Consider the following 22,536-nt stretch of genomic DNA (forward strand, 5'->3'; position numbering starts at 1 on the left):
AAATTATTTCTTTTATTTTTTAATTTATTAGTCAAAACGGAATTAAACTCTTTTTAGGATTTTATATTTAAGCTATAATTCCATGAAAAAGTAAATTATGAACACTCCTCCTTCAGATAGTGATTGGGCTAAATTAGATATTTTGCTAAAAAATAAAGACGAGAATTTAAATAAAAAAATTAATCTCTGTGTCAGCGCAGTCCTCCTTCTTGGGGTGTTTATCGTAGTTTTTGCTTTTTTTATTGTCGCACTATTTAAGTAGCATCTCTGGTTTTTGTACTTGATCGACTTCATTTTAAGTTCAGTTTTACCAATATTACCAAAGGAATTATTTAGATAAATATGGTAAAATCAACTCCTAATCTATATTTTTTACCAACAAATTACTGGTTTTATTAATTGGTGATAAAAAGTAAATCGAAAATTTAATAAGCGAAATGCCGTCTTTATTTAATAGTATTTTGTTGCTATTTAAAATTATCACTACTTCTTTTTAACCTATCCCTTAAAATCTATGTTTAAGTCACGCCTTAATATACATTTGGCTCAAGATTTGGGGTTCTTACCGGACAGCTTACTTAAAATTTGTTAGGAGTAATAAGTTTTTATAATTAAGATTTGGTTGATTAATGTAAGCTGTTTTGGTAGGAATATTATAAGTTAAATGATGCAGCAATATGATTTTAAGTTTAGAAAACAAACATAATAATAATACGCCTAATGATTGTTTTTTTGGTATTGTAGAACAGAAACTATTAGTTTGTACTAACGGACCTAAAATAGGTTTAGACTTGAATCAAATAACCAACATTAGAATTACAAAAAGTAGAGTTCTGTCAATAAATGCTTTAGTGCTAGTTATTCTTTATTTATGCTGGTATGCAATACAAGTTTCTTATAAAATAAATTTCCCGTTGCAAAGTCTTTTCGCGGTACTTGTCCTTTTCTGTATTCGATTTTCTCTAACTCTTCGCTGGTATTCCTATAAGTTAGTACTCAACAAAAGGTTCTGAGTTTTTAGCAATAACACTATCTAAAAAGCATATTTTCACGCTTATTCATTGCTTGACCAGTTTGTCAATAACAAATTAATTTGTGCTAAAGAGGAAGGTGTGCTTTCTAGCTCGAAATCAAAATTGTATTTGGACTAAAATAGTATTGATTAGCATTCGTTGGTATGATGCAGTGGAAATTCTAAGGTTATTTTTGTGCCTTTTCCTAATTTACTTTCGAGTTTCACAATTCCCGAATTTTTTTCAGTAAATGTTTTTACTATATAAAGCCCTAAACCAGTACCTTGAATCCCATCAGTATTCCTAGCTCTAAAAAAGGTGTTGAAAAGTTTATGCTGATCTATTTTTGGAATCCCGATACCAAAGTCAATAATTTCAACACTAACGGTAGTGTCTCTAGTAAAAAGAGAAAGGACGATGTCGCCAAATCCTTCAGAATATTTAAAAGCGTTATTTAAAACATTGAACAGCGCGTATTCCATTAGATTCCTATCTGCAAGAACAGGAAATAAATTTCCCTGAATGGCTGTTTTTACGGTTCGGCCATCTTTTTGATTGGAGTAACTGGTTTCAATTACATCCAAACAAACTTGCTTTAAGTCGAAAGGAATTGGACTAAAATTAGTCTTTCCTGAATCTTCCCTAGAAATAGTCAATACTGTATTCATTAGTTCGACAATGCGATCTATTTCATTGGTAATGGTGTATAAATGCTTTTGCAGTCGGTCAGAGTTTTTAAATGTTTGCCCTTCAGTATACATTTCTATTAATTCTGCACTTGTTCTAATAGTTGTCATCGGGGTTCTAAACTCATGTGATATGGTCGAAACTAAGTTGGTGCGTAACTCGTTTAGTTTTTGTTCCTGAGCCAGTGTTTTCTTAATAGATTCCTCTGCTTCTTTTTGTACAGTAATTTCTCTTGTTCCTGAATGAAAACTAACCGGGATTCCATTTACTTTAACTAAATTAGCTTTGGTTTCAAACCATACGTACTGTCCATTTGTGTCTCTATATCTAGTTTGTACGGTCACATCTTCCTTTTTAGTTAATAAAATTGAAATGTTCTCTTGTAGGTTTTCTACATCATCGGGATGTGTAAATGCTAAAGGTGATTTTCCTATTAAGTATTCAGGACTGTAGCCTAAAAGTTTGTAAACGGAGGGAGAGACATATTGAAAAGTAGTATCTAAATTATGCAAACAAACTAAATCAAGTGTGTTATCTGCCAAAAGTCGGTACCTGTTTTTAGCTTCATTAAGTTGGATTGCTTTATTTCTGAAATTTTCCTCTGTTAGTAATTTGTTTTCTGCTTCTATTTTTTTTCTTTCGGTAATATCTATAATCTGTGGAATATAATGCATAATTGCTCCTTCATTATCCCTTACTACTGATACAGACAAATGAACCCATACTATAGATTTGTTTTTATGGATGTATCTTTTTTCCACATTGAAATTTGGCGCTAAACCTAAAGTCAATCTTTTTTTATTGATTACATCTGCTTCTATATCATCTGGATGGGTCATCATTAGGCAAGTTAATTTTTTAAACTCTTCCTTAGAATAGCCTAATATTTCCCATGATCTTGCATTTGTTTCGATCCAAAAACCATCGAGATCTATAATCGCCATTCCTACAGCAGAATGTTCAAATGCCCCTTTAAATTTTTCCTCACTTATGCGTAATTCTTCACTAACTTTTTTCTTAGTGGTGATATCCGTTTGAGCTCCTATCATACGAATCGCTTTGTTTGATTTGTTTCGGATAATATAGGCCGTATCTATTAAATAAGCATAAGAACCATCAGATTTTAAATAGCGAAATTCATCGTACCAAGTTGTTGCTTTACTTTCAAGTGTTTTGTTGACGTTTTTAAGAACTCTTTCTAAGTCATCAGGATGAATCAGGTTATTAAATTCGGTTACTTTTAAAAAGTTATTTTTGTTATTTATTTTATGACCAAAAAGCTTCGTGTAGTTTTCTCCAATTATAAGATTTTCAGATCTTATTTCCCAATCCCAAATTACATCAGATGTTGCTTTAGTGGCATAAGTAAAACGCTCATTGCTAATTTTCAACGCTTCTTCGGTGTTTTTTTGGTGGGTAATATTGTTGAAAGAACAAATTACATAAAGCAATTCCTGATTATTGTTAAAAATGGGTATAGCATCAACCAATAACCAAACCAAATCTTTTTTGGTTGGTCGATGAACCCCCATTACTATATTGTTGACTGGTTTTAAGGACTGTATGCACTGCGGTACAGGATGTTCTTCCGGTTTAAAGTTGGTGCCATTTTCGTGAATTACCTGCCAGTAGTCATTAAAAGAGGTCTTTCCTAAAAGTTGGTCTTGCGTAAGTCCAAGCATCTCGCAGGCAGCTAAATTATTTTCTAAAATTTCCGAGTTGGGTCCTTGAACCAAAATTCCTACGGCGGTATTATTTAAAATATTTTTGATTAATTCTCTACTTTGGATTATTTCCGCTTCTATGTTTTTACTTTCTGTGATGTTAACACTAAAACCAATCATCATTTTAAAACTTCCATCATCATTAAAAACGGGAGTAAATTTGCGGTTATGATAGGTTTTACCGTCATTTACTGCATGTAAAGTTTCCTCCCAGAAAGAGGTCTCTCTGTTTTGAAGTGTGGCGAGAAACCTTTCTCGACGACTCTTGGCAATGGAGGAATCTCTATTCAGGTGTGCTGCGTATTCAAAATCATCTTTCCCAATGATAAATTCACGAAGTTCTTTGTTTTTAATAGCAACAGGATTTAAATATTGGTATTTATGGTGGATATCAAAAACCACAACATCGGTTGGTAAACTATTCAATATAGTTTCGTAGAAATCTTTTTGTTGATTCAGTTTCTGTTCAGTTTCTATAAATTCTGTGATGTCCGTGCAGTTGCCAATATAAAAAGGTCCTTCATCCTTTTCAAATAATTGTACACAAGAGGAATGCCAAACATAGTGCCCTTTCTTGTGTAGTAATCTATAGGAAATTTGTTTGCTATTTTTTTTATTAAGAGTTATAGAATTGAAGTAGACAGTACACTTTTCAATGTCATCTGGATGGATAAATTGGGAAAAGTTTGTTCCAATAACTTCAATCAATTCGTGTCCCACAGAAGTTGTCCAATTTTTTGATACGTAAGTGAGCACTCCTTCTAAATTAATCTGATATAAAATCTCCTTTGAATTTTCTTCAAACATTTGAAATTTTATTCTATTGTGATTCTTGAGCGCTTGCAACTCTTGGTTCTTTATATTTAGCTGTGCTATAGATTCTATGCTGCTAACGGATTGTTTTATGATTTTTAAATCATTGCAGGACAATTCTCTGGACGTTTTATCTAATATGCAAAGTGTTCCTGTAAAAAGTTCAGATATGGTTATAGGAAAACCTGCGAAAAACTCAAAAAAGGGAACCGACTCAGTATGGTCAAGTGATTGATATCTGCAATCTTTTTTGATGTCAGAAATAAGTAAGACTTCATTGTTTTTTACTAATTCTTCAAAACAAATAATATCGTTTGGATTACTTAAAGTCTCCAAGCCAACCTTAGCTTGAATAGAATGATTTTCATGCTCACGGAATGTGATAAAAGCAGCTGAAATTATACCTATTTCGGAGAGAAATAATAAATTTTCTTCTAATTTTTTTTGGAAGCTAGTATTTAACAGCAAATTAGAATTTGCCTTTTTAGTCTTTGATAAAGGTTTTATTACCATAAAAAGGATTACTTATGAGGTATTAAATTAAACTACTGGTTTGGAAATCATTTGCAAATGAACGCATATTTAATTATAAATGAACCGTGATTAAAAAGGAAATTTAGATTCTTGTGGAAATCAATCTTAAAAGTAAGTTTTTTAGCCTTAAATAATATTTAGAATTCAGGTTTAGTGCATTTTAGTTTCTTGAAACTATTGCGAAAGTAGGAAAGTGCAAGGATGTTTGATTTTATTCATTGTACGTATAATTTTGTCGCGCTAAACTTTGTAACTTTGGATTTCCAAAATAAAAATATTGATTTCAAAAGCTACTATAGATACTGTTTTCGAAACTGCTCGAGTTGAGGAGGTTATTGGTGATTTCGTAAATTTAAAACGAGCCGGATCTAACTTCAAGGGGTTGAGTCCTTTCTCTGAAGAGCGCTCTCCATCGTTTATGGTTTCACCCGCCAAAGGAATTTGGAAGGATTTCAGCTCAGGAAAAGGAGGTAACTCTGTGGCTTTTTTGATGGAACACGAAAAGTTTACTTATCCGGAAGCGATTCGCTATTTAGCCAAAAAGTACAATATTGAAATTGAAGAAACGGAGCAAACGGATGAAGAGAAAGCCAATACTGATGTCCGAGAAAGCATGTATTTGGTCTCGGAATTTGCAAAAACCTACTTTCATAATACGCTTTTAAACTCCGAAGAAGGAAAGGCGATTGGGTATTCCTACTTTAAAGAACGAGGGTTTACCAATGAAACAATAAAGAAATTTAGTCTAGGTTATTCACCCGAAGCCTGGGATGCATTTACAAAAGAAGCGCTTGGTAAAGGCTATCAATTAGACTTTCTGGAAAGCACAGGGTTGACAATCCCTAGAGAAGACAGACCGTTTGATCGTTTCAAAGGACGCGTGATGTTTCCTATCCAAAGTATGTCAGGAAGAGTGCTGGGTTTTGGAGGACGGATTCTTACCAATGATAAAAAAGCAGCAAAATATTTAAATTCGCCTGAAAGTGATATTTACCACAAAAGTAAAGTGCTTTATGGGATTTATCAAGCCAAACAATCTATCGCTAAACTGAATAATTGTTATTTAGTAGAAGGATATACAGATGTAATTCAGTTCAATCAAGCGGGAATTGAGAATGTCGTTGCTTCTTCTGGTACAGCATTAACACCCGACCAAATCCGATTAGTAAACCGATTAACAAAAAATATCACCGTGCTTTTTGATGGCGATGCAGCAGGATTACGTGCTTCTATCCGTGGAATAGATTTGATTTTAGAAGAGGGCATGAATGTGAAAGTGTGTACTTTTCCAGACGGAGAGGATCCAGATAGTTTTGCCAAGAAAACATCCTATGAGGACTTAATTTTTTATTTAGAGAATAACGCTAAAGATTTTATCCAGTTCAAAGCATCCCTTTTGATGAATGAAGCTAAAAATGACCCTATCAAAAAAGCTGATTTGATTCGGGATATGGTGGTGAGTATTTCGAAAATTCCAGATAGAATCCAGAGAGAAATTTACATTCAAGAGTGTTCTAGGATAATGGATATTTCAGAACAAGTTTTGCAAAGTACTTTAGCGCAATTAGTCCAAAAAGAGGTTAATGAAGTGGACAAAAAGCAAAAACAAGTTCAAAAGGCGTTTGACTTTGTGAAAAATGAAAGTACAAATCCAGCGGATAAAGTGGATTCTCTTTATCTATTTGAACGGGAGATTATCAAAGTTCTTTTGTTATACGGAAACAAGACAGAGAATTTTGAAGAAGTATTGATGAAGGCCAATGAAGAAGGAGAAATCATAGAAGTTTCTGAGATGAAAGAATTAAAGATTTTTCAAAAAATATATTTAAGTTTACAAGAAGATGAAGTAGAGTTTACAAGTCCAATATTCAAGGAAATTTATGGTGATTTAATTAATTATTACCTTCAAAACGAAGATTCTGGTGTGGAAAAATATATAAGTCATTTGCAGGCGGGTGTTCCTCAAGAGGTAACAAGTATTATGATGGAAGATGAAAAATACGTATTGCACGACTGGATTGGCCAGAATATATTTCCAAAAACCAAAGAAGAAACACTAAATCAGAGTATTTCGGACACGTTGTTTACTCTCAGATGGTTCTTACTCAGTGAGATTATCGAAGATTTAAAAAATGCGGTGTCAAATGAACCAGATTCTGATAATATGGAATCCTTAACCATGGTAATGAATTATATCGAACTTAGAGGAAAATTTTCAAGGAAATTAGGAAGAGTCGTAGTGCGCTACCATTGAAAAACACAAAATTTCAAGTTTTCATCAAGTGGCAAGAATAAAAAAGCGCTGTGACATCAGAATCAAATTCGGATGTTACAGCGCTTTTCGTAATTCGTAATCTTTTTTTAGTTAAAAAAAAACAGGAAGAGTATCCTTTAGCTAGTGCTAAACAATCTCTAGTTTTTTTGCTTTTTCTACTAAGTCTACTAAATTGGTAACGTTTAGTTTTGTAAGCAATCGCAATTTGTACGTACTGATCGTTTTTTCGTTGAGTCCTAAAATTTCAGCAATTTCATGATTCTTTTTTCCTCCACTTAAATAACGCAATACTTCCACTTCTCGATTGGACAGCTTACGATACAAACGCTCACTCTTGCTTTGTTTAGCAATCAACGCTAAGTTTTTCTTCACGGTTTCGTTCATTATGATCTTACCTTGATAGACTTTAATGATAGAAATACCTAAAGTCTCTAACTTTTCTGATTTATGTACAAAGCCAGATACTCCAGCTTTTATGGCATTTGGCGCATAAATTTGTTCAGAAAGACCACTGAAGATAATAATTTTTGTTTTTGGAAAATTTTTCAAGACCGCTTTAACCTCAAAAATACTGGAAAGACCTTCCAGCTCCAAATCTAATACTAATACATCAATGTCTTTTGTTTGAAGGATATCCCTCACCATCAGGAAATTGCCCACGTTGGCAACTATTGAGATGTCTGCATTATCTTTAAAGTAAGATTTTACTCCAAAATGCACAACAGGGAAATTATCGGCTATACATACTTTAATCATAATTTTTAATTTTTAGAATTGTTTTTAATTGTAATTGGAGCTGTAAAATTAATAAATAAATTCTGTAATTAATTGTAAATCAATATAAAATATGATTTCTTTACTCTTTTATCACAAAACAAACCGGAATTGGTGTCATTTTATGTTGATTAATGGTGTTTAATCGTTTGTAAATTTCGAAAACAATTTTTTCTCTTCCTGAAAAGTCATCCTTATTTTTTCTAGCTTCATCCTGCGTCATTGCCCATTCTAGCTCATCATAACTAGCTCCTAATTGATCTTCATCTGTCCTGTCATCACCAAATAGGCCATCTGTTGGGGAGGCTTCTAATATGGATTCTGGTATTTTTAAAAAACGGCCTAATAAATAGACCTCGGATTTCATTAAATCGGCAATTGGACTCAAATCCACTCCGCCATCTCCATATTTTGTATAGAAACCAACTCCAAAATCTTCTACTTTATTACCGGTTCCGGCAACCAACAAGCCATGAATTCCAGCAAAGTAATATAAAGTGGTCATTCGTAATCGTGCGCGAGTATTGGCTAGTGCTAAGGATACTTTGGCTTCATTTGAATCGCCAGGAACTGCTGATTGGAAGGTGTCAAAAACACGGGTTAGGTCCGCTTCAATACTAGTAACATTAGGGAATCGTTGCTTTAACTGTTCAATATGTTCTCGTCCTCTAGTGACATGACTTACTGCTTGATGGATTGGCATTTCTACGCATAAAACCTGCAATCCTGTTTGAGCGCACAAGGTTGAGGTAACGGCTGAATCTACTCCACCTGATATGCCTATAACAAATCCATTTACCTTTGCATTCTCAGCATAACTTTTCAGCCAGTTTACAATTTGGATATTCACTTTTTCAACTTGAATTGTACTTTTTTTAGTCATAATAGTTTACGTTTTAAAAAGCAGGAATGTATATTTGCAAAATAGTTGTCTTGTGCTTTCGTTTCCCAGGATGCTTTGGGAACAAATTTAATTAATATATATGAAAAAATATCTGTTTCTTGTAGTCTTTTGCCTCTTCGTTTTGTCTTGTGACAAGAAAAGTAAAGTTGAAAGTGCTGTAACAGCCATTCCTATGGAAGTGAAGGTAGTACGTTTTGATAAAATATTTTTTGAAACACCGCCACAGAATTTAGAAAAAGTAAAAAAAGAATTTCCTTTTTTCTTTCCTTTAGGAAATGACAACAGTGTTTGGTTAAATAAAATGCAAGATCCTATTTGGAGAGAATTGTATACCGAAGTTCAAAAAAAATATGCTGATTTTGAACCCGTGAAAGAAGAATTAGAAACGCTTTTTAAGCATATTAAATACTATTTTCCACAAACCAAAACGCCCAAAGTAATTACAATAATCTCTGAAATGGATTATAAAAATAAAGCTATCTATGCGGACAGTCTGGTCATTGTATCCCTTGAATTGTATTTAGGGAAGGATCACAAGTTTTATCAGTTTCCAAATTATTTAAAACAAAATTTTGAGCAAAGGCAGATTGCGCCAGATGTAGTTTCAAGTTTTGCTGGCCGTAAAATTGCGCCAATACTAGAGAAGGATTTATTAAGTCAAATGATTTATCATGGAAAGCAATTGTATTTAAAGGATTTATTATTGCCTACTTATTCAGATGCCGAAAAAATGGGATATACTCCTGAACAAATAGTTTGGTGTCAGGAAAATGAAAGTTACATGTGGCGTTATTTTATTGAAAAAGAAATGCTTTACAGCAGTGATCAAAAATTAGTCCCTAGATTTATAAATCCGGCGCCATTTTCTAAATTTTATTTAGAAATTGATAATGATTCACCAGGACAAGTTGGAGCATGGTTAGGTTGGCAGATTGTGCGATCTTATGCAAAAAATAATGAACTGCCTATTGCGGATTTGTTGAAAACAAATGCGAAAGAAATTTTTATTAAATCAAAATACAAACCCAAGAAATAATGTCAAATAAAAATACATCAGAAATTAAGTTTCTAGTCGAATTAGACGAAAACCGTGTTCCAGAAAAATTAATGTGGTCTGCAAAAGATGGAGGAGTCGAGTTAGAGGAGGCAAAAGCAATTATGTTGTCCGTTTGGGATAGCAAAGCAAAAGAAAGTATGCGGATTGATTTATGGACCAAAGACATGCCAGTCGATGAAATGAAAATTTTCTTTCATCAGACTTTAGTAGCGATGTCTGAAACATTTAAACGAGCCACAGATGATGAAAAGATGGCAGATACAATGAAAGATTTCTGTGATTATTTTGCTGAGAAATTGGACCTAAAAAAGTAGTAAGGTAGTACGCTTCGGTGATATTATTTAGAAGAAAAATTCGACCTCGGTCAGGAATTAGCTGGTTTTGTATGCCTCTAAATTTTTCGCTACGGTCAAAAAATAGTCGGAAAAGATGGCAAAATACGGAATCGAATTTTAGTAATGGAGTTGAAGTTCTACTAAAGCAAAATCCCAAAACTAAATTAGGTTTTGGGATTTTTTTATTTTATAAAAACTAGCGTGTTTTTAAAACTGAGCATTGTTTTTGAATACTTCTTGATTTACTTCGTCTATATAACTCAATAATTCTTCTTTTCCGGTAGATTCTGTAGCTGAGGTTACAAAATAATGTGGCATTTCGGCCCAGTTGTTAGCAAACATTTTCTTTTTGTAAGCGGCAACATGAGAATCAATTTTCACCTTACTGATTTTATCTGCTTTGGTAAAAACAATACAAAAAGGAATTTCACTTTCCCCCATGTACGACATAAATTCGATGTCTATCGTTTGTGCTTCATGACGGATGTCTATTAACACAAAAGCACAAACTAATTGCTCTCTTGTTTCAAAATAATCCGTGATAAATTCTTGAAAAATGGATTTTGTTTTTTTAGAAACTTTAGCATAACCATAACCTGGTAAATCCACTAGAAACCAATTATTATTAATCAAAAAATGATTAATCAGTTGAGTTTTCCCAGGTCTTCCAGAAGTTTTTGCTAATTTTTTCTGATTTGTTATCATGTTGATCAAAGAGGATTTCCCAACATTTGATCGGCCTATAAAAGCATATTCCGGCAAAAAGTCTTTAGGACATTTGCTTACATCGGAGTTGCTGATAACAAATTCGGCGGTATTAATTTTCATTTTTTCAGGGTATAAAATTCTCCTTCTATGTTTAGTGTACGGCTAAATGAGTATGGGTTAACCAATCTTCTAACAAGCGATTAAATTCGTCGGGATGTTCCATCATGGCGGCATGACCGCATTTGTCAATCCAATACAAAGCCGAATTAGGTAATAATTTATGAAATTCTTCTGCAACATCTGGCGGGGTAACTTTGTCGTTTTTTCCCCAGATAATGCAAGTTTGAACATGCATTTTTGGTAAATCTTTAGCCATATTATGACGAATAGCGCTTTTGGCAATCGTCAACGTTTTAATCAGTTTAATACGATCATTTACAGATTCATATACTTCATCAATAAGCTCTTTAGTTGCTACTTTGGGATCGTAGAACACATCCTCAGCTTTTTTCTTAATGTACTCGTAGTCTCCTCTTTTTGGATAACTGTCACCCATAGCGCTTTCGTAAAGTCCAGAACTACCAGTTATTACAAGCCCAGCTACTTTTTCAGGATACATTTTAGTGTGGTATAATGCAATGTGGCCACCCAAGGAGTTTCCTAAAAGGATCACGCGTTCTAAACCTTTGAATGTGATGAAATCCTTAACGTATTTCGCAAAACTTTTGACATTTGTTTTCAAAATATTTTGCGTGTATATGGGTAAATCTGGGATGATGATTTTGTATCCTCGTGCAGAAAAATAATTGGCCACAGCGTCAAAATTACTGAGTCCGCCCATAAGTCCATGCAAGATCACAATTGGAGTTCCTTCGCCAGCTTCATAATAGCTGTATCTACCTTCTTTTTTATAGTGTTTTTCCATTTTTTGTGAAACCGGATTTTCAATTTTGACAAATATAGGATTTAATAAATAAAAATGAATTTTTACAACAATTTTTAATTGTAAAATTATCGAGATGGCTCTACTAATTGATACTTTTTTTTCAATTTTCAGTCCCTATTTTACTCTTTTTAAGCGGTCCTCATAGTATTTAAAAACGATAATTCTTTGTGTTTTTAAGGTCTATTTTTTATAACATTATGTTTCTTACAAATACGACAAAGGAAGGCTAATCTTTTGACAGTCCATAAATTAAGGGTTTTTGTCCTAAAGTGGTTAAACTTATTAACAAAGTGGTATATAGTGGTAAATAGTGGTAATATTTTTTATATTTTTGCTCTATATCATTTAATACTTTTTGCTTGGATACAATTGTCGGAACATATGAATGTAAAGTCGATGCTAAAGGGAGGCTGCTCATGCCAGCGCCCTTAAAAAAGCAGTTGGCTACTTCACTTCAAAACGGATTCGTTTTGAAGCGTTCTGTTTTTCAGCCTTGTTTAGAGTTGTATCCTATGAAAGAATGGGATTTAATGATGCAAAAAATCAACAAACTCAATCGATTTGTAAAGAAAAACAATGACTTTATTCGCAGGTTTACCGCTGGTGTCAAAGTAGTTGAGATTGATGCTTTAGGGCGATTGTTAGTTCCTAAAGATTTGGTGGCTTACTCCAATATTACTAAAGAGGTAGTTTTCTCCTCTGCTGTAAATATTGTAGAAATTTGGGATAAAGATTTGTATGAAAAATCAATAAGCGGCGAAGATGTAGATTTTGCAGATTTAGCCGAAGATGTAATGGGAAATATAAATGACGACGACAATGGAATATCATAATCCGGTTTTGCTTCAAGCATCAGTAGATGGCTTAAATATCAAGCCTGACGGCATTTATGTTGATGTGACTTTTGGTGGAGGTGGACATTCAAAAGAGATTTTGAAAAGACTCGGTCCAGATGGAAAATTATTTGCTTTTGATCAGGATGAAGATGCTTTAGCCAATGCTCTCGCTGATGAAAGATTTACGTTGATCAATGAAAATTTTAGATTTATAAAACGATTTTTACGCTTTTATGGAGTAAAAAGCGTGGATGGAATTTTGGCAGATTTAGGGGTTTCTTCCCATCAATTTGATGTTGCAGAACGCGGTTTTTCTACTCGCTTTGATGCAGACTTAGATATGAGGATGAGTCAGAAAAATGATTTGAATGCGTACAGAGTGGTCAATGAATATGACGAGGCTAATTTAAAAAGAGTGTTCTTGGATTATGGTGAATTGAAAAACGCGCCCGTTTTGGCCAGAACAATTATAGAGGCTAGAGAACAAGATCCAATCAAGACAACAGATGCATTGAAGGAGGTTTTAGCACGTTTTTTACCAGAGAGAGTCCGAAATAAAATATTAGCTCAGATATATCAGGCCATTCGAATAGAAGTAAATCAGGAGATGGATGTTTTGAAAGAGTTTTTAGAACAGTCACTGGAAATATTAAATCCAAATGGAAGATTAAGTGTGATCTCCTATCATTCGTTAGAAGACAGATTGGTGAAGCGATTTATGAAAAACGGAATGTTCGAAGGAGAACCAGAGCGCGACTTTTTTGGTAATTTTTCGGTTCCGTTCAAAACAGTGGGAAAATTAATCGTTCCAGATAACGCCGAGATTAAAGAAAATAATAGAGCGAGAAGTGCAAAATTACGAATAGCTGAAAAGAGGTAATTCTAAGCTTCGTAGGTGTAACGTAAAATATAAACAATAAAATATACCCAATTGCAGATCTTCTCTACTTTAGAGATAGGTTGGGGTTGATAAAAAATGAAAAACGGAGTATACAGTTTACTAAAAGCAAGGTTCCTTGTCAATGAGGATGCGGTTAAAAACTGGCGTTTTATCGTTTTTATAATTCTGTTGGCTATTTTAATGATAGCAAACACCCAACGATTTGAACAAAAGGTATTTAAGATCGCAGAATTGACAAATAAAGCCAAGGAGTTGCGATCAGAATTTGTCGATAGGCGCTCAGAATTAATGAAATTAAAAATGGAATCGACTGTTTCAGAGAAAATGATAGAAAAAGAAATTTTCCCATCAACAGTTCCTCCAGTAAAAATAAAAGTTAAAGCAGAAAAAGCGAAAGGGTTTTTAGAAAAATTATGGCAGTAGAAGATAAACACATATCGTACAGAATTTATCTGGTAGCTTTTGGCATTTTTGTCATGGCTATTGCTATTGCTGTGAAATTAACAAATATTCAGTGGGTCGAAGGAGATTATTATAGAAAGTTAGCCAAGGAAAGAACGGTTAGAAACTTTGTGATTCCAGCTAATAAAGGAAATATTTATTCAGCTGACGGAAGTCTATTGGCTACATCAATTCCTAATTATGAAATACGTTTTGATGCTGTTACTCCCAAAGCGGAATCATTTGAAAAAAATGTTAAATCACTGTCAGATTCATTAGCGACAGTATTAGGCAAGTCGTCTAGTTTTTTTGAAAATGAACTCCGCAAAGCAAGAGCTAATAAAAACAGGTATTACTTAATTGCTCGTAATTTAAGTTATACCCAATATTTTAAAATAAAAGGTTTTCCATTGTTTAATTTGGGCGCTTATAAAGGAGGAATTATAATTAAACAAGAAACAGTACGAGAGCATCCTATAGGGAAAATTGCTGAGCGCACCGTAGGATATGAGCGAACTTCTAATGGGGAGTCTTATGATGGAAAAGGAATTGAGTGGGCGTTTAGAAAATATTTGAATGGTAAAGACGGTAAGATTTTAAAACAAAAAATCGCCAAAGGACAGTGGAAACCCATTCGAGATATAAATGAGGTGGACCCTCAGGATGGATACGATGTCATTTCAACAATTGACGTATATATTCAAGATATTGCTCATCATGCCTTATTAAAACAGTTGGAGTTATATCAAGCAGATCACGGATGTGTTGTGGTCATGGAAACAAAGACAGGTCATGTTAAGGCAATTTCTAATTTAGGAAGAGCTACAGATGGAACTTACTTTGAAACTACAAATTATGCTGTGGCCGAATCTCACGAACCTGGTTCTACCTACAAACTAGCGGATTTAATGGCGCTTTTAGAAGATAAAAAAGCAGATACTAGTACTGTTTATGATAGCAAAGGTGGCGTAATAGTTTATTCAGGAAAAAAAGTGCGCGATTCACATGAAGGGGGTTACGGTAAGATTTCGTTAGCAAGGGGTTTTGAACTTTCGTCCAATACGGTTATGGTGCAAGCGGTCTATGATAATTACAAGAATGAGCCTTCTAAATTTGTAAATCATCTTAATAATTTTGGATTAAATAGACCATTGGGACTTTCAATTAAAGGAGAAGGAAAGCCTTACGTTCCGCAACCCAGCGATAAAAATTGGTCTAATATTTCCCTTCCATGGATGGCTTTTGGTTACGGAGTATCGATCACGCCAATGCAAACCTTAGCTTTTTACAATGCGGTTGCTAATAATGGTGAAATGGTCAAACCTCAATTTGTTTCTGAAATCAAAGAATGGAACAGAACCATCAAAAAATATGAGAAGGAAGTTTTAAATCCAAGAATTTGTTCTCCAGCAACTATTGCAAAGCTAAAAGCAGTTTTAGCAAATGTGGTAAAAAAAGGAACGGCTTCGAAATTATATTCTAAGGATTTTTCTATGGCAGGAAAAACTGGGACAGCAGCTGTGAATTACGGAAAGGCTGGTGGAGTTGGAAAATATTATGCATCTTCTTTTGTGGGTTACTTTCCTGCTGATGAACCTAAATATTCGTGTATAGTTGTCGTGCATAAACCAAGTACAGCACTCAATAATTACTACGGTGCGGATGTGGCAGGTCCCGTTTTTAAAAGAATTGCACAAAAGATTTTTACCGATGCGCCTTCCACAAATGAGATTAAAAACTTGGACAGAAAAATTCCAAAACAAGAAAATAATTATGATGCTTACTATTCTAAATATCAAAAGAAGCAACAAATAATTCCAAATTTAAAGGGAATGTCAGGAATGGATGCAGTTGCTTTATTAGGAAATTTGGGCATGAAAGTGAAGGTTATAGGGGTTGGTAAAGTTAAAAAACAATCGCTCGAAGCGGGACAGAATTTAGTAATAAACACAACGATATTATTGGAATTATCATGAGTATACTAAAAGACATATTGTACAAAGTAGCTATCGAAGCCGTGAAAGGTTCGACAGATACCGCCATAAACAAAATGGATTTTGATTCTAGAAAAATAGAAAATGATGACATTTTTGTAGCTATTCGCGGTTCTATTTCTGATGGACATGATTTTATTGGAAAAGCAATTTTGCAAGGTGCTGTCGCAGTGATATGCGATACCTTTCCGGATACGATTGAAAATGGAATTACCTATGTGCAGGTTAAAGACACGAATTCTGCATTAGCTTTTATGGCTGCAAATTATTTTGGTGACCCGTCGCAAAATTTAAAATTGGTGGGAATAACAGGAACAAATGGTAAAACTACGATTGCCTCTTTGTTGTATCAATTGTTTAAAAAAGCGGGTTATAAAGTTGGTTTACTGTCAACTGTAAAAATAATGGTAGATGATGTTGAGTATAAAGCAACTCATACCACCCCAGATTCTATTACGATAAATTATTATCTGGCAGCAATGGTTGAGAATGATGTTGACTATTGTTTTATGGAAGTAAGCTCTCATGGGATTCATCAAAAAAGAACAGAAGCACTCCATTTTGTGGGTGGGATATTCACTAATTTATCACACGATCATTTAGATTATCATCCTACGTTTGCAGAATATAGAGATGTGAAAAAATCATTTTTCGATCATTTGCCTAAAACTGCTTTTATATTGTCTAACATAGACGATAAAAATGGGCAGGTAATGTTGCAAAATACTGCCGCTAAAAAGTGCACTTATGCTTTAAAAACTTACGCTGATTATAAAGCACAAATACTGGAAAACCAATTATCGGGGTTGCTGCTTAAAATAAATGGAAACGAAGTATGGGTTAAGTTGATAGGAACCTTTAATGCTTATAACCTGCTGGCTATATACGGTACTGCCGTTGAGCTTGGAATGGAAAGTTTAGAAGTACTGCGATTGTTATCTGATTTAGAAAGTGTTTCAGGTCGTTTCCAGTTTATCGTTTCTTCAACTAACATCACGGCAATTGTGGATTATGCCCATACTCCAGATGCTTTAGATAATGTGCTAAAAACTATCAATGCTATTCGTACAAAAAACGAACAATTGATTACAGTTGTAGGTTGTGGAGGAAATAGGGATAAGACCAAGCGACCTATTATGGCTGGAATTGCATCGGAGCTCAGTGATAAAGCAATTTTCACTTCGGACAATCCTAGAAATGAAGAGCCAGATGCTATTATTGCTGAAATGGAACAAGGTGTAGCGCCTCAAAATTATAAAAAAACATTGACCATAAGCGATAGAAAGCAAGCTATAAAGACAGCTTGCCAATTGGCGCAGCCGAATGATATTATTTTGATAGCCGGAAAAGGACATGAAACCTATCAGGAGATCAAAGGGATTCGGCAACATTTTGATGATATGGAAACAGTAAAAGAAGTTTTAGAACAATTAGGGAAATGATAGTTTAATCGGTTGCTATTATTTGTTTTGCGAATAGCCATCAGATTGGAAAGTAACGAACAACACAGCAACGATTAACCAAATAAACAACGATATATGCTATACTATTTATTTGAATATTTAGATAAAACATTGGATGTTCCAGGAACAGGGGTTTTTCAGTACATCACGTTTAGATCGGCATTAGCATTTATGCTATCGTTATTACTGTCCACTATTTATGGAAAAAGAATCATTCGATTTTTGCAAGCACAACAAGTAGGGGAGACTGTTCGAGAGTTAGGGTTGGCAGGCCAAAATGAAAAAGCGGGAACACCCACGATGGGAGGGTTAATCATAATTTTTGCCACTTTAGTGCCAGTTTTACTGTTTGCGAAATTGCATAATATTTACATCGTATTGTTGATAGTGACCACGTTATGGATGGGAACGATTGGATTTATTGATGATTATATTAAAATTTTCAAGAAAGATAAAGCAGGTTTAAAAGGGATATTTAAAGTTTTTGGACAAGTTGGTTTGGGTTTGATAGTAGGAATCGTTCTATATTTTCATGCTGGTGTAACTGTAAGAACGGATACGGGTAAAGTAGACGTTTTTAAAACGTCGACGCAAACCGTTATTATGCCTGCGCCCATCGAAGAAAAATCTACGGCAACGACAATTCCCTTCTTTAAAAACAATGAGTTTGATTATGCCGAATTGCTGGCTTGGACAGGGGACGGATATGAAAAATGGGCTTGGTTAATTTTTATTCCGGTAGTAATTTTTATTATAACGGCAGTTTCAAACGGCGCTAATCTAACAGATGGAATTGATGGTCTTGCTGCGGGAACTTCGGCTATTTCGGTACTCGCATTGGGAATATTCACATTCGTCTCAGGTAATATTATTTTCTCTAATTATCTGAACATTATGTATATCCCTAATTCTGGTGAAATGACGGTTTTCATAGCCGCATTTGTAGGGTCATTGATCGGATTTCTTTGGTATAATTCCTATCCAGCATCCGTTTTTATGGGTGATACCGGTAGTTTGACAATTGGCGGAATTATAGCAGTTCTTGCAATTGCAGTTCGAAAAGAAATGCTCATCCCTTTATTGTGTGGAATTTTTCTTGTCGAAAATTTATCTGTTGTTCTTCAAGTAAGTTATTTCAAGTACACGAAGAAACGCTTTGGCGAAGGCCGAAGAATATTTTTAATGTCTCCTTTACATCATCATTACCAGAAAAAAGGGTATCACGAAAGTAAAATTGTAACCCGTTTTTGGATTGTTGCTATCATGCTGGCCATATTGTCAATTGTCACTTTAAAATTAAGATAGTATGCGGCTAGTAATCTTAGGTGGTGGAGAAAGTGGTGTTGGTACTGCTATTCTAGGTAAGAAAAAAGGGTACGAAGTTTTCGTATCTGATTTTGGAAAAATAAAAGGAAATTACAAAGAGATTTTATTGATAAATGGAATTTCTTGGGAAGAAGAAAAGCATACGGAGGAGTTGATCTTGAATGCTGCTGTGGTGATGAAAAGTCCAGGAATTCCGGATAAATCTCCAATAGTAAAAAAGCTGAAGGAACGAGGAATTCCAGTGATTTCAGAGATTGAGTTTGCAGCTCCTTTTACGAAGGCAACAATTATAGGTATAACCGGAAGCAACGGAAAAACGACTACAACAATGCTGACACATCATTTGTTGAAATCAGCTGGATTGAATGTAGGATTGGGCGGCAATATAGGAAAAAGTTTTGCTTGGCAGATTGCTGATAATAAATACGATTCCTATGTGCTGGAGTTGAGTAGTTTTCAACTGGATGGAATTATTGATTTCAAACCCCATATTGCTATTATTACGAATATAAGCCCAGATCATTTAGATCGGTACGAATACAAATATGAAAATTACATTGATTCAAAATTCAGAATAACAATGAATCAAACAGAAGATGATTATCTCATCTATGATGCAGATGATGAAGCCATATGCAATTGGTTCAAAACGCACACAACAAAAGCAAAATTAATCCCTTTTTCATTGACTAAAATTTTCAGCGAAGGAGCCTATATAAAAAACAATAAAATGGAAATTAAGATCAGTCAGGAAGAGTTTACAATGGACACAGAACACATTGCTTTAGAAGGAAAACATAATATGAAAAATGCAATGGCAGCAACCTCTGTGGCTAAATTAATGCAAATAAGAAAGGCTACAATTAGAGAAAGTCTTTCTAATTTTCAAGGAGTAGAACACCGTCTGGAAAAGGTTTTAAAAATTCAAAATGTTCAATATATTAATGATTCTAAAGCAACCAATGTTAACGCAACCTTTTTTGCTTTAGACAGTATGAATACACCAACGGTTTGGATTGTGGGTGGTGTCGATAAAGGGAATGATTATAACGAATTAATGTCCTTAGTTCGTGAGAAAGTAAAAGCAATTATTTGCCTTGGTGTAGATAATAAAAAGATTATTGATGTTTTTGGGAATGTGGTTGACATGATGATTGAGGTGGATAACATGAATGATGCAGTTCGAATGGCACAACGATTAACTGAAAAAGGGGACTCTGTATTATTGTCTCCGGCCTGCGCTAGTTTTGATTTGTTTGAAAATTATGAAGACAGAGGGAATCAATTTAAACAAGCAGTTAAAAATTTATAGAAAAGTTTTATCGTATGAACGAAAGTAAACTTTAAAAAGAAAATGATATGAAACAATTAATAGGCAATCTAAAGGGAGATAAAGGGATTTGGTCATTTGTGGCCTTATTGGCCTTGTTTTCGTTTATGCCTGTTTTTAGTGCAAGTAGTAACTTGGCCTATTTAGGGCATGGAACAGGAAATACTTTAGGGTATTTAGTAAAACACTCGGGTCATATTTTTTTTGGTTTTTTAATCATTTTTTGGGTTCACAAAATTCCGTATCAATATTTTAGATCTATTTCTAAATGGCTGTTGCCCGTTGTTTGGGTTGTTTTAGCCATAACAATGATAAAAGGTACAGTGATAGGTGGAGCCAATGCAAGTAGATGGCTTCAGATACCATTTGTAGGTATTTCATTTCAACCTTCGGCTTTTGCGGCCTTAGTTTTGTTTGTATTTGTTGCGCGTTATTTGTCTAAAACAAGAGAGAAACCAATTGATTTTGTAGAATCATTGAAAGAGCTGTGGCTCCCCGTTTTTATTACCTTGATTTTTATTCTTCCTTCGAATTTTTCGACTACGGCATTAATTTTTTCGATGATATTAATGTTGGCATTCATAGGAAAGTATCCTATGAAATATATCGCAGTAATAGTAGGATCAGGCATTGTATTTCTAACCTTCTTTGTTTTGATTTCTAAAGCTTTTCCCGATGCTAAATTTTTTAGCAGAGTAAGAACTTGGGAAAGTCGTATTGAAAATTTTAGCACCGATAAACCAGATGAAGATGATTATCAAATAGAAAAGGCAAAAATTGCTATTGCATCAGGCAAGATTTATGGACTAGGACCTGGTAAAAGTGTTCAGAAAAATTTCTTACCTCAATCTTCATCGGATTTTATTTATGCCATTATTGTTGAAGAATACGGATTAATAGGTGGATTAGGCGTTTTGTCGCTCTATTTGTTATTGCTTTTCCGATTTGTAGTAGCTTCGCATAAAGCCACAACACTATTTGGAAAACTGGTGGTTATAGGTCTTGGTTTTCCAATGATTTTTCAGGCCATGATTAATATGGCCGTAGCTGTAGAATTATTACCTGTTACGGGACAAACACTGCCGTTGATTAGTAGTGGAGGAACTTCTATTTGGATGACCTGTATTGCTTTAGGAATCATTATTGGTGTAACTAAGAAAGAAGAAGAAATTGCTCAAGAATTAAAAGATACTGCAAAAAGGGAGGAAGCGCTACAAAAATTAATCGATAGAGAGTTAGAAGAAGACTTCGTTTTAGATGAAGCGTATTCAATCGAAGACAAGGCAAAAAATCCAATGCAGGCAGTTTTAAACAAGTAGGCCATTTTATACCTTTAAATTTTTAAAATAATAGCAACTCAGTAACTTTAAAAAAATGAAACAATACAAATTCATATTAAGTGGTGGCGGAACTGGAGGACATATCTATCCGGCAATTGCTATTGCAAATGAATTGAAGTCTCGTTTTCCTAATGCCGAATTTCTATTTGTTGGTGCAAAAGATAAAATGGAGATGCAAAAAGTGCCTCAGGCAGGTTACAAGATCATCGGACTATGGATTGCAGGATTACAACGAAGACTAACATTTGACAATACTCTTTTTCCGGTAAAACTAATTAGCAGCTTGCTAAAGTCACGCACTATAATCAAGCAGTTTGAGCCAGATGTAGTTATTGGTACTGGAGGTTTTGCCAGTGGTCCACTTTTACAAATAGCGGTAATTGCAGGTATTCCAACGGTGATTCAGGAACAAAATTCCTATCCTGGAATTACCAATAAGTTATTGAGCAAAAAGGCAAAAAAGATTTGTGTTGCCTATGAAAACTTAGAACGCTTTTTTCCAAAAGAAAAAATGATTTTAACTGGAAATCCGGTGCGTCAGGATTTAATTGATATTGATTCCAAAAGAGAAATAGCGTTACAGCATTTTGATTTAGACCCTAAGAAAAAAACACTTTTAGTTTTAGGAGGTAGTTTAGGAGCCAGAAGAATAAATGAGTTAATTGCGAAAGAAATTTTGTTGTTTGCAGCTCATAATGTGCAAGTAATTTGGCAATGTGGTAAGTTGTATTTTGATGATTATAAACGTTTGGAAGAGAATGATAATATTCAGATTCATTCTTTTATTGATAAAATGGATCTGGTTTATGCAGCGGCAGATATCGTGGTTTCTCGCGCAGGAGCTTCTTCCGTATCGGAATTATGCATTGTTGGTAAACCCGTAATTTTTATTCCTTCTCCTAATGTAGCTGAAGATCACCAAACTAAAAATGCGCAAGCGATAGTTGATAAAAATGGAGCTATTTTACTTAAAGAAGTAGAGCTAGATTCTCAATTCGGTACTGTATTTGAGTCTTTGATTAAAGATGAGGCAAAACAAAAAATGCTAAGTGATAACATAAAACAATTGGCAATGCCAGAAGCAACAATACGAATTGTTGATGAAATTGTTAAGCTGATAGATAGAAAATAATAG

The 22,536-nt window shown here is 34.2% G+C and carries 17 protein-coding genes; 12 read left to right on the forward strand and 5 right to left on the reverse strand.

The annotated features are described in order from the left end of the window. Positions 1-1,162: 1,162 nt before the first annotated feature. Positions 1,163-4,750, reverse strand: a complete 3,588-nt coding sequence (locus BUC11_RS03505; RefSeq protein WP_073351942.1) for a PAS domain-containing protein — start codon at positions 4,748-4,750, stop codon at positions 1,163-1,165. 298 nt (positions 4,751-5,048) lie between these two features. Between BUC11_RS03505 and dnaG the strand changes: the two genes are divergently transcribed. Next, on the forward strand, positions 5,049-7,025 hold the full coding sequence (gene dnaG / locus BUC11_RS03510) for a DNA primase (protein ID WP_073351943.1): 1,977 nt from the start codon (positions 5,049-5,051) through the stop codon (positions 7,023-7,025). A 147-nt stretch (positions 7,026-7,172) separates the two neighbouring features. Here the strand turns inward: dnaG and BUC11_RS03515 are convergent, their stop codons facing one another. Both BUC11_RS03515 and nadE read right to left on the reverse strand, forming a co-directional pair. Continuing rightward, the gene (locus BUC11_RS03515) at positions 7,173-7,802 is read right to left on the reverse strand and encodes a response regulator transcription factor (RefSeq protein WP_066079986.1); all 630 of its coding nucleotides are present in this window, start codon (positions 7,800-7,802) and stop codon (positions 7,173-7,175) included. A 100-nt stretch (positions 7,803-7,902) separates the two neighbouring features. Beyond that, positions 7,903-8,703 carry an NAD(+) synthase gene (nadE, locus tag BUC11_RS03520; RefSeq protein ID WP_073351945.1) on the reverse strand — a complete coding sequence of 267 codons (801 nt, stop codon included), beginning with the start codon at positions 8,701-8,703 and terminating at the stop codon, positions 7,903-7,905. A 100-nt stretch (positions 8,704-8,803) separates the two neighbouring features. Between nadE and gldB the strand changes: the two genes are divergently transcribed. Then, a complete protein-coding gene (gene gldB / locus BUC11_RS03525) occupies positions 8,804-9,760 on the forward strand; it encodes a gliding motility lipoprotein GldB (RefSeq protein ID WP_073351947.1) in 957 nt (318 codons plus the stop codon). Then, a complete protein-coding gene (gene gldC, locus BUC11_RS03530) occupies positions 9,760-10,095 on the forward strand; it encodes a gliding motility protein GldC (protein WP_073351952.1) in 336 nt (111 codons plus the stop codon). Before gldB ends, gldC begins: the two co-directional genes overlap by 1 nt. Before the next feature lie 228 nt (positions 10,096-10,323). Here gldC and yihA read toward each other — a convergent pair whose 3' ends face one another. Continuing rightward, complete coding sequence (gene yihA / locus BUC11_RS03535; protein ID WP_066079974.1) at positions 10,324-10,944, reverse strand: ribosome biogenesis GTP-binding protein YihA/YsxC; 621 nt, start codon at positions 10,942-10,944, stop codon at positions 10,324-10,326. Positions 10,945-10,975: 31 nt separating this feature from the next. Then, positions 10,976-11,749: an alpha/beta fold hydrolase gene (locus BUC11_RS03540; protein WP_073351954.1), complete on the reverse strand. Its 774-nt coding sequence runs from the start codon at positions 11,747-11,749 to the stop codon at positions 10,976-10,978. A 380-nt stretch (positions 11,750-12,129) separates the two neighbouring features. On the opposite strand from BUC11_RS03540, the gene mraZ reads away from it, so the two are divergent. The 9 genes from mraZ (at position 12,130) to murG (ending at position 22,533) form a co-directional block, all read left to right on the forward strand. Continuing rightward, positions 12,130-12,603 carry a division/cell wall cluster transcriptional repressor MraZ gene (mraZ, locus tag BUC11_RS03545; RefSeq protein WP_073351956.1) on the forward strand — a complete coding sequence of 158 codons (474 nt, stop codon included), beginning with the start codon at positions 12,130-12,132 and terminating at the stop codon, positions 12,601-12,603. After that, the gene (gene rsmH / locus BUC11_RS03550) at positions 12,578-13,486 is read left to right on the forward strand and encodes a 16S rRNA (cytosine(1402)-N(4))-methyltransferase RsmH (RefSeq protein WP_175547723.1); all 909 of its coding nucleotides are present in this window, start codon (positions 12,578-12,580) and stop codon (positions 13,484-13,486) included. The genes mraZ and rsmH overlap by 26 nt, the downstream gene beginning before the upstream one ends. Positions 13,487-13,582: 96 nt before the next feature. Then, positions 13,583-13,930, forward strand: coding sequence for an FtsL-like putative cell division protein (locus tag BUC11_RS03555; RefSeq protein ID WP_073351958.1), 348 nt, complete (start codon positions 13,583-13,585; stop codon positions 13,928-13,930). Then, entirely contained in the window at positions 13,921-15,924 is a 2,004-nt protein-coding gene (locus BUC11_RS03560; protein ID WP_073351960.1) for a penicillin-binding protein, read from the forward strand. Before BUC11_RS03555 ends, BUC11_RS03560 begins: the two co-directional genes overlap by 10 nt. Next, entirely contained in the window at positions 15,921-17,384 is a 1,464-nt protein-coding gene (locus BUC11_RS03565; RefSeq protein WP_073351962.1) for a UDP-N-acetylmuramoyl-L-alanyl-D-glutamate--2,6-diaminopimelate ligase, read from the forward strand. Before BUC11_RS03560 ends, BUC11_RS03565 begins: the two co-directional genes overlap by 4 nt. A gap of 96 nt (positions 17,385-17,480) precedes the next feature. Continuing rightward, entirely contained in the window at positions 17,481-18,710 is a 1,230-nt protein-coding gene (gene mraY / locus BUC11_RS03570) for a phospho-N-acetylmuramoyl-pentapeptide-transferase (RefSeq protein WP_073351965.1), read from the forward strand. 1 nt (position 18,711) lies between these two features. Then, positions 18,712-20,043, forward strand: coding sequence for a UDP-N-acetylmuramoyl-L-alanine--D-glutamate ligase (murD, locus tag BUC11_RS03575; protein ID WP_073351967.1), 1,332 nt, complete (start codon positions 18,712-18,714; stop codon positions 20,041-20,043). A 47-nt stretch (positions 20,044-20,090) separates the two neighbouring features. Further along, a complete protein-coding gene (locus BUC11_RS03580) occupies positions 20,091-21,380 on the forward strand; it encodes an FtsW/RodA/SpoVE family cell cycle protein (RefSeq protein ID WP_073351969.1) in 1,290 nt (429 codons plus the stop codon). A 55-nt stretch (positions 21,381-21,435) separates the two neighbouring features. Beyond that, complete coding sequence (gene murG / locus BUC11_RS03585) at positions 21,436-22,533, forward strand: undecaprenyldiphospho-muramoylpentapeptide beta-N-acetylglucosaminyltransferase (RefSeq protein WP_073351971.1); 1,098 nt, start codon at positions 21,436-21,438, stop codon at positions 22,531-22,533. The last annotated feature ends 3 nt before the right edge of the window (positions 22,534-22,536 follow it).

Origin of the sequence: Flavobacterium xanthum, from assembly GCF_900142695.1 — a bacterium.
Lineage (GTDB): Bacteria > Bacteroidota > Bacteroidia > Flavobacteriales > Flavobacteriaceae > Flavobacterium > Flavobacterium xanthum.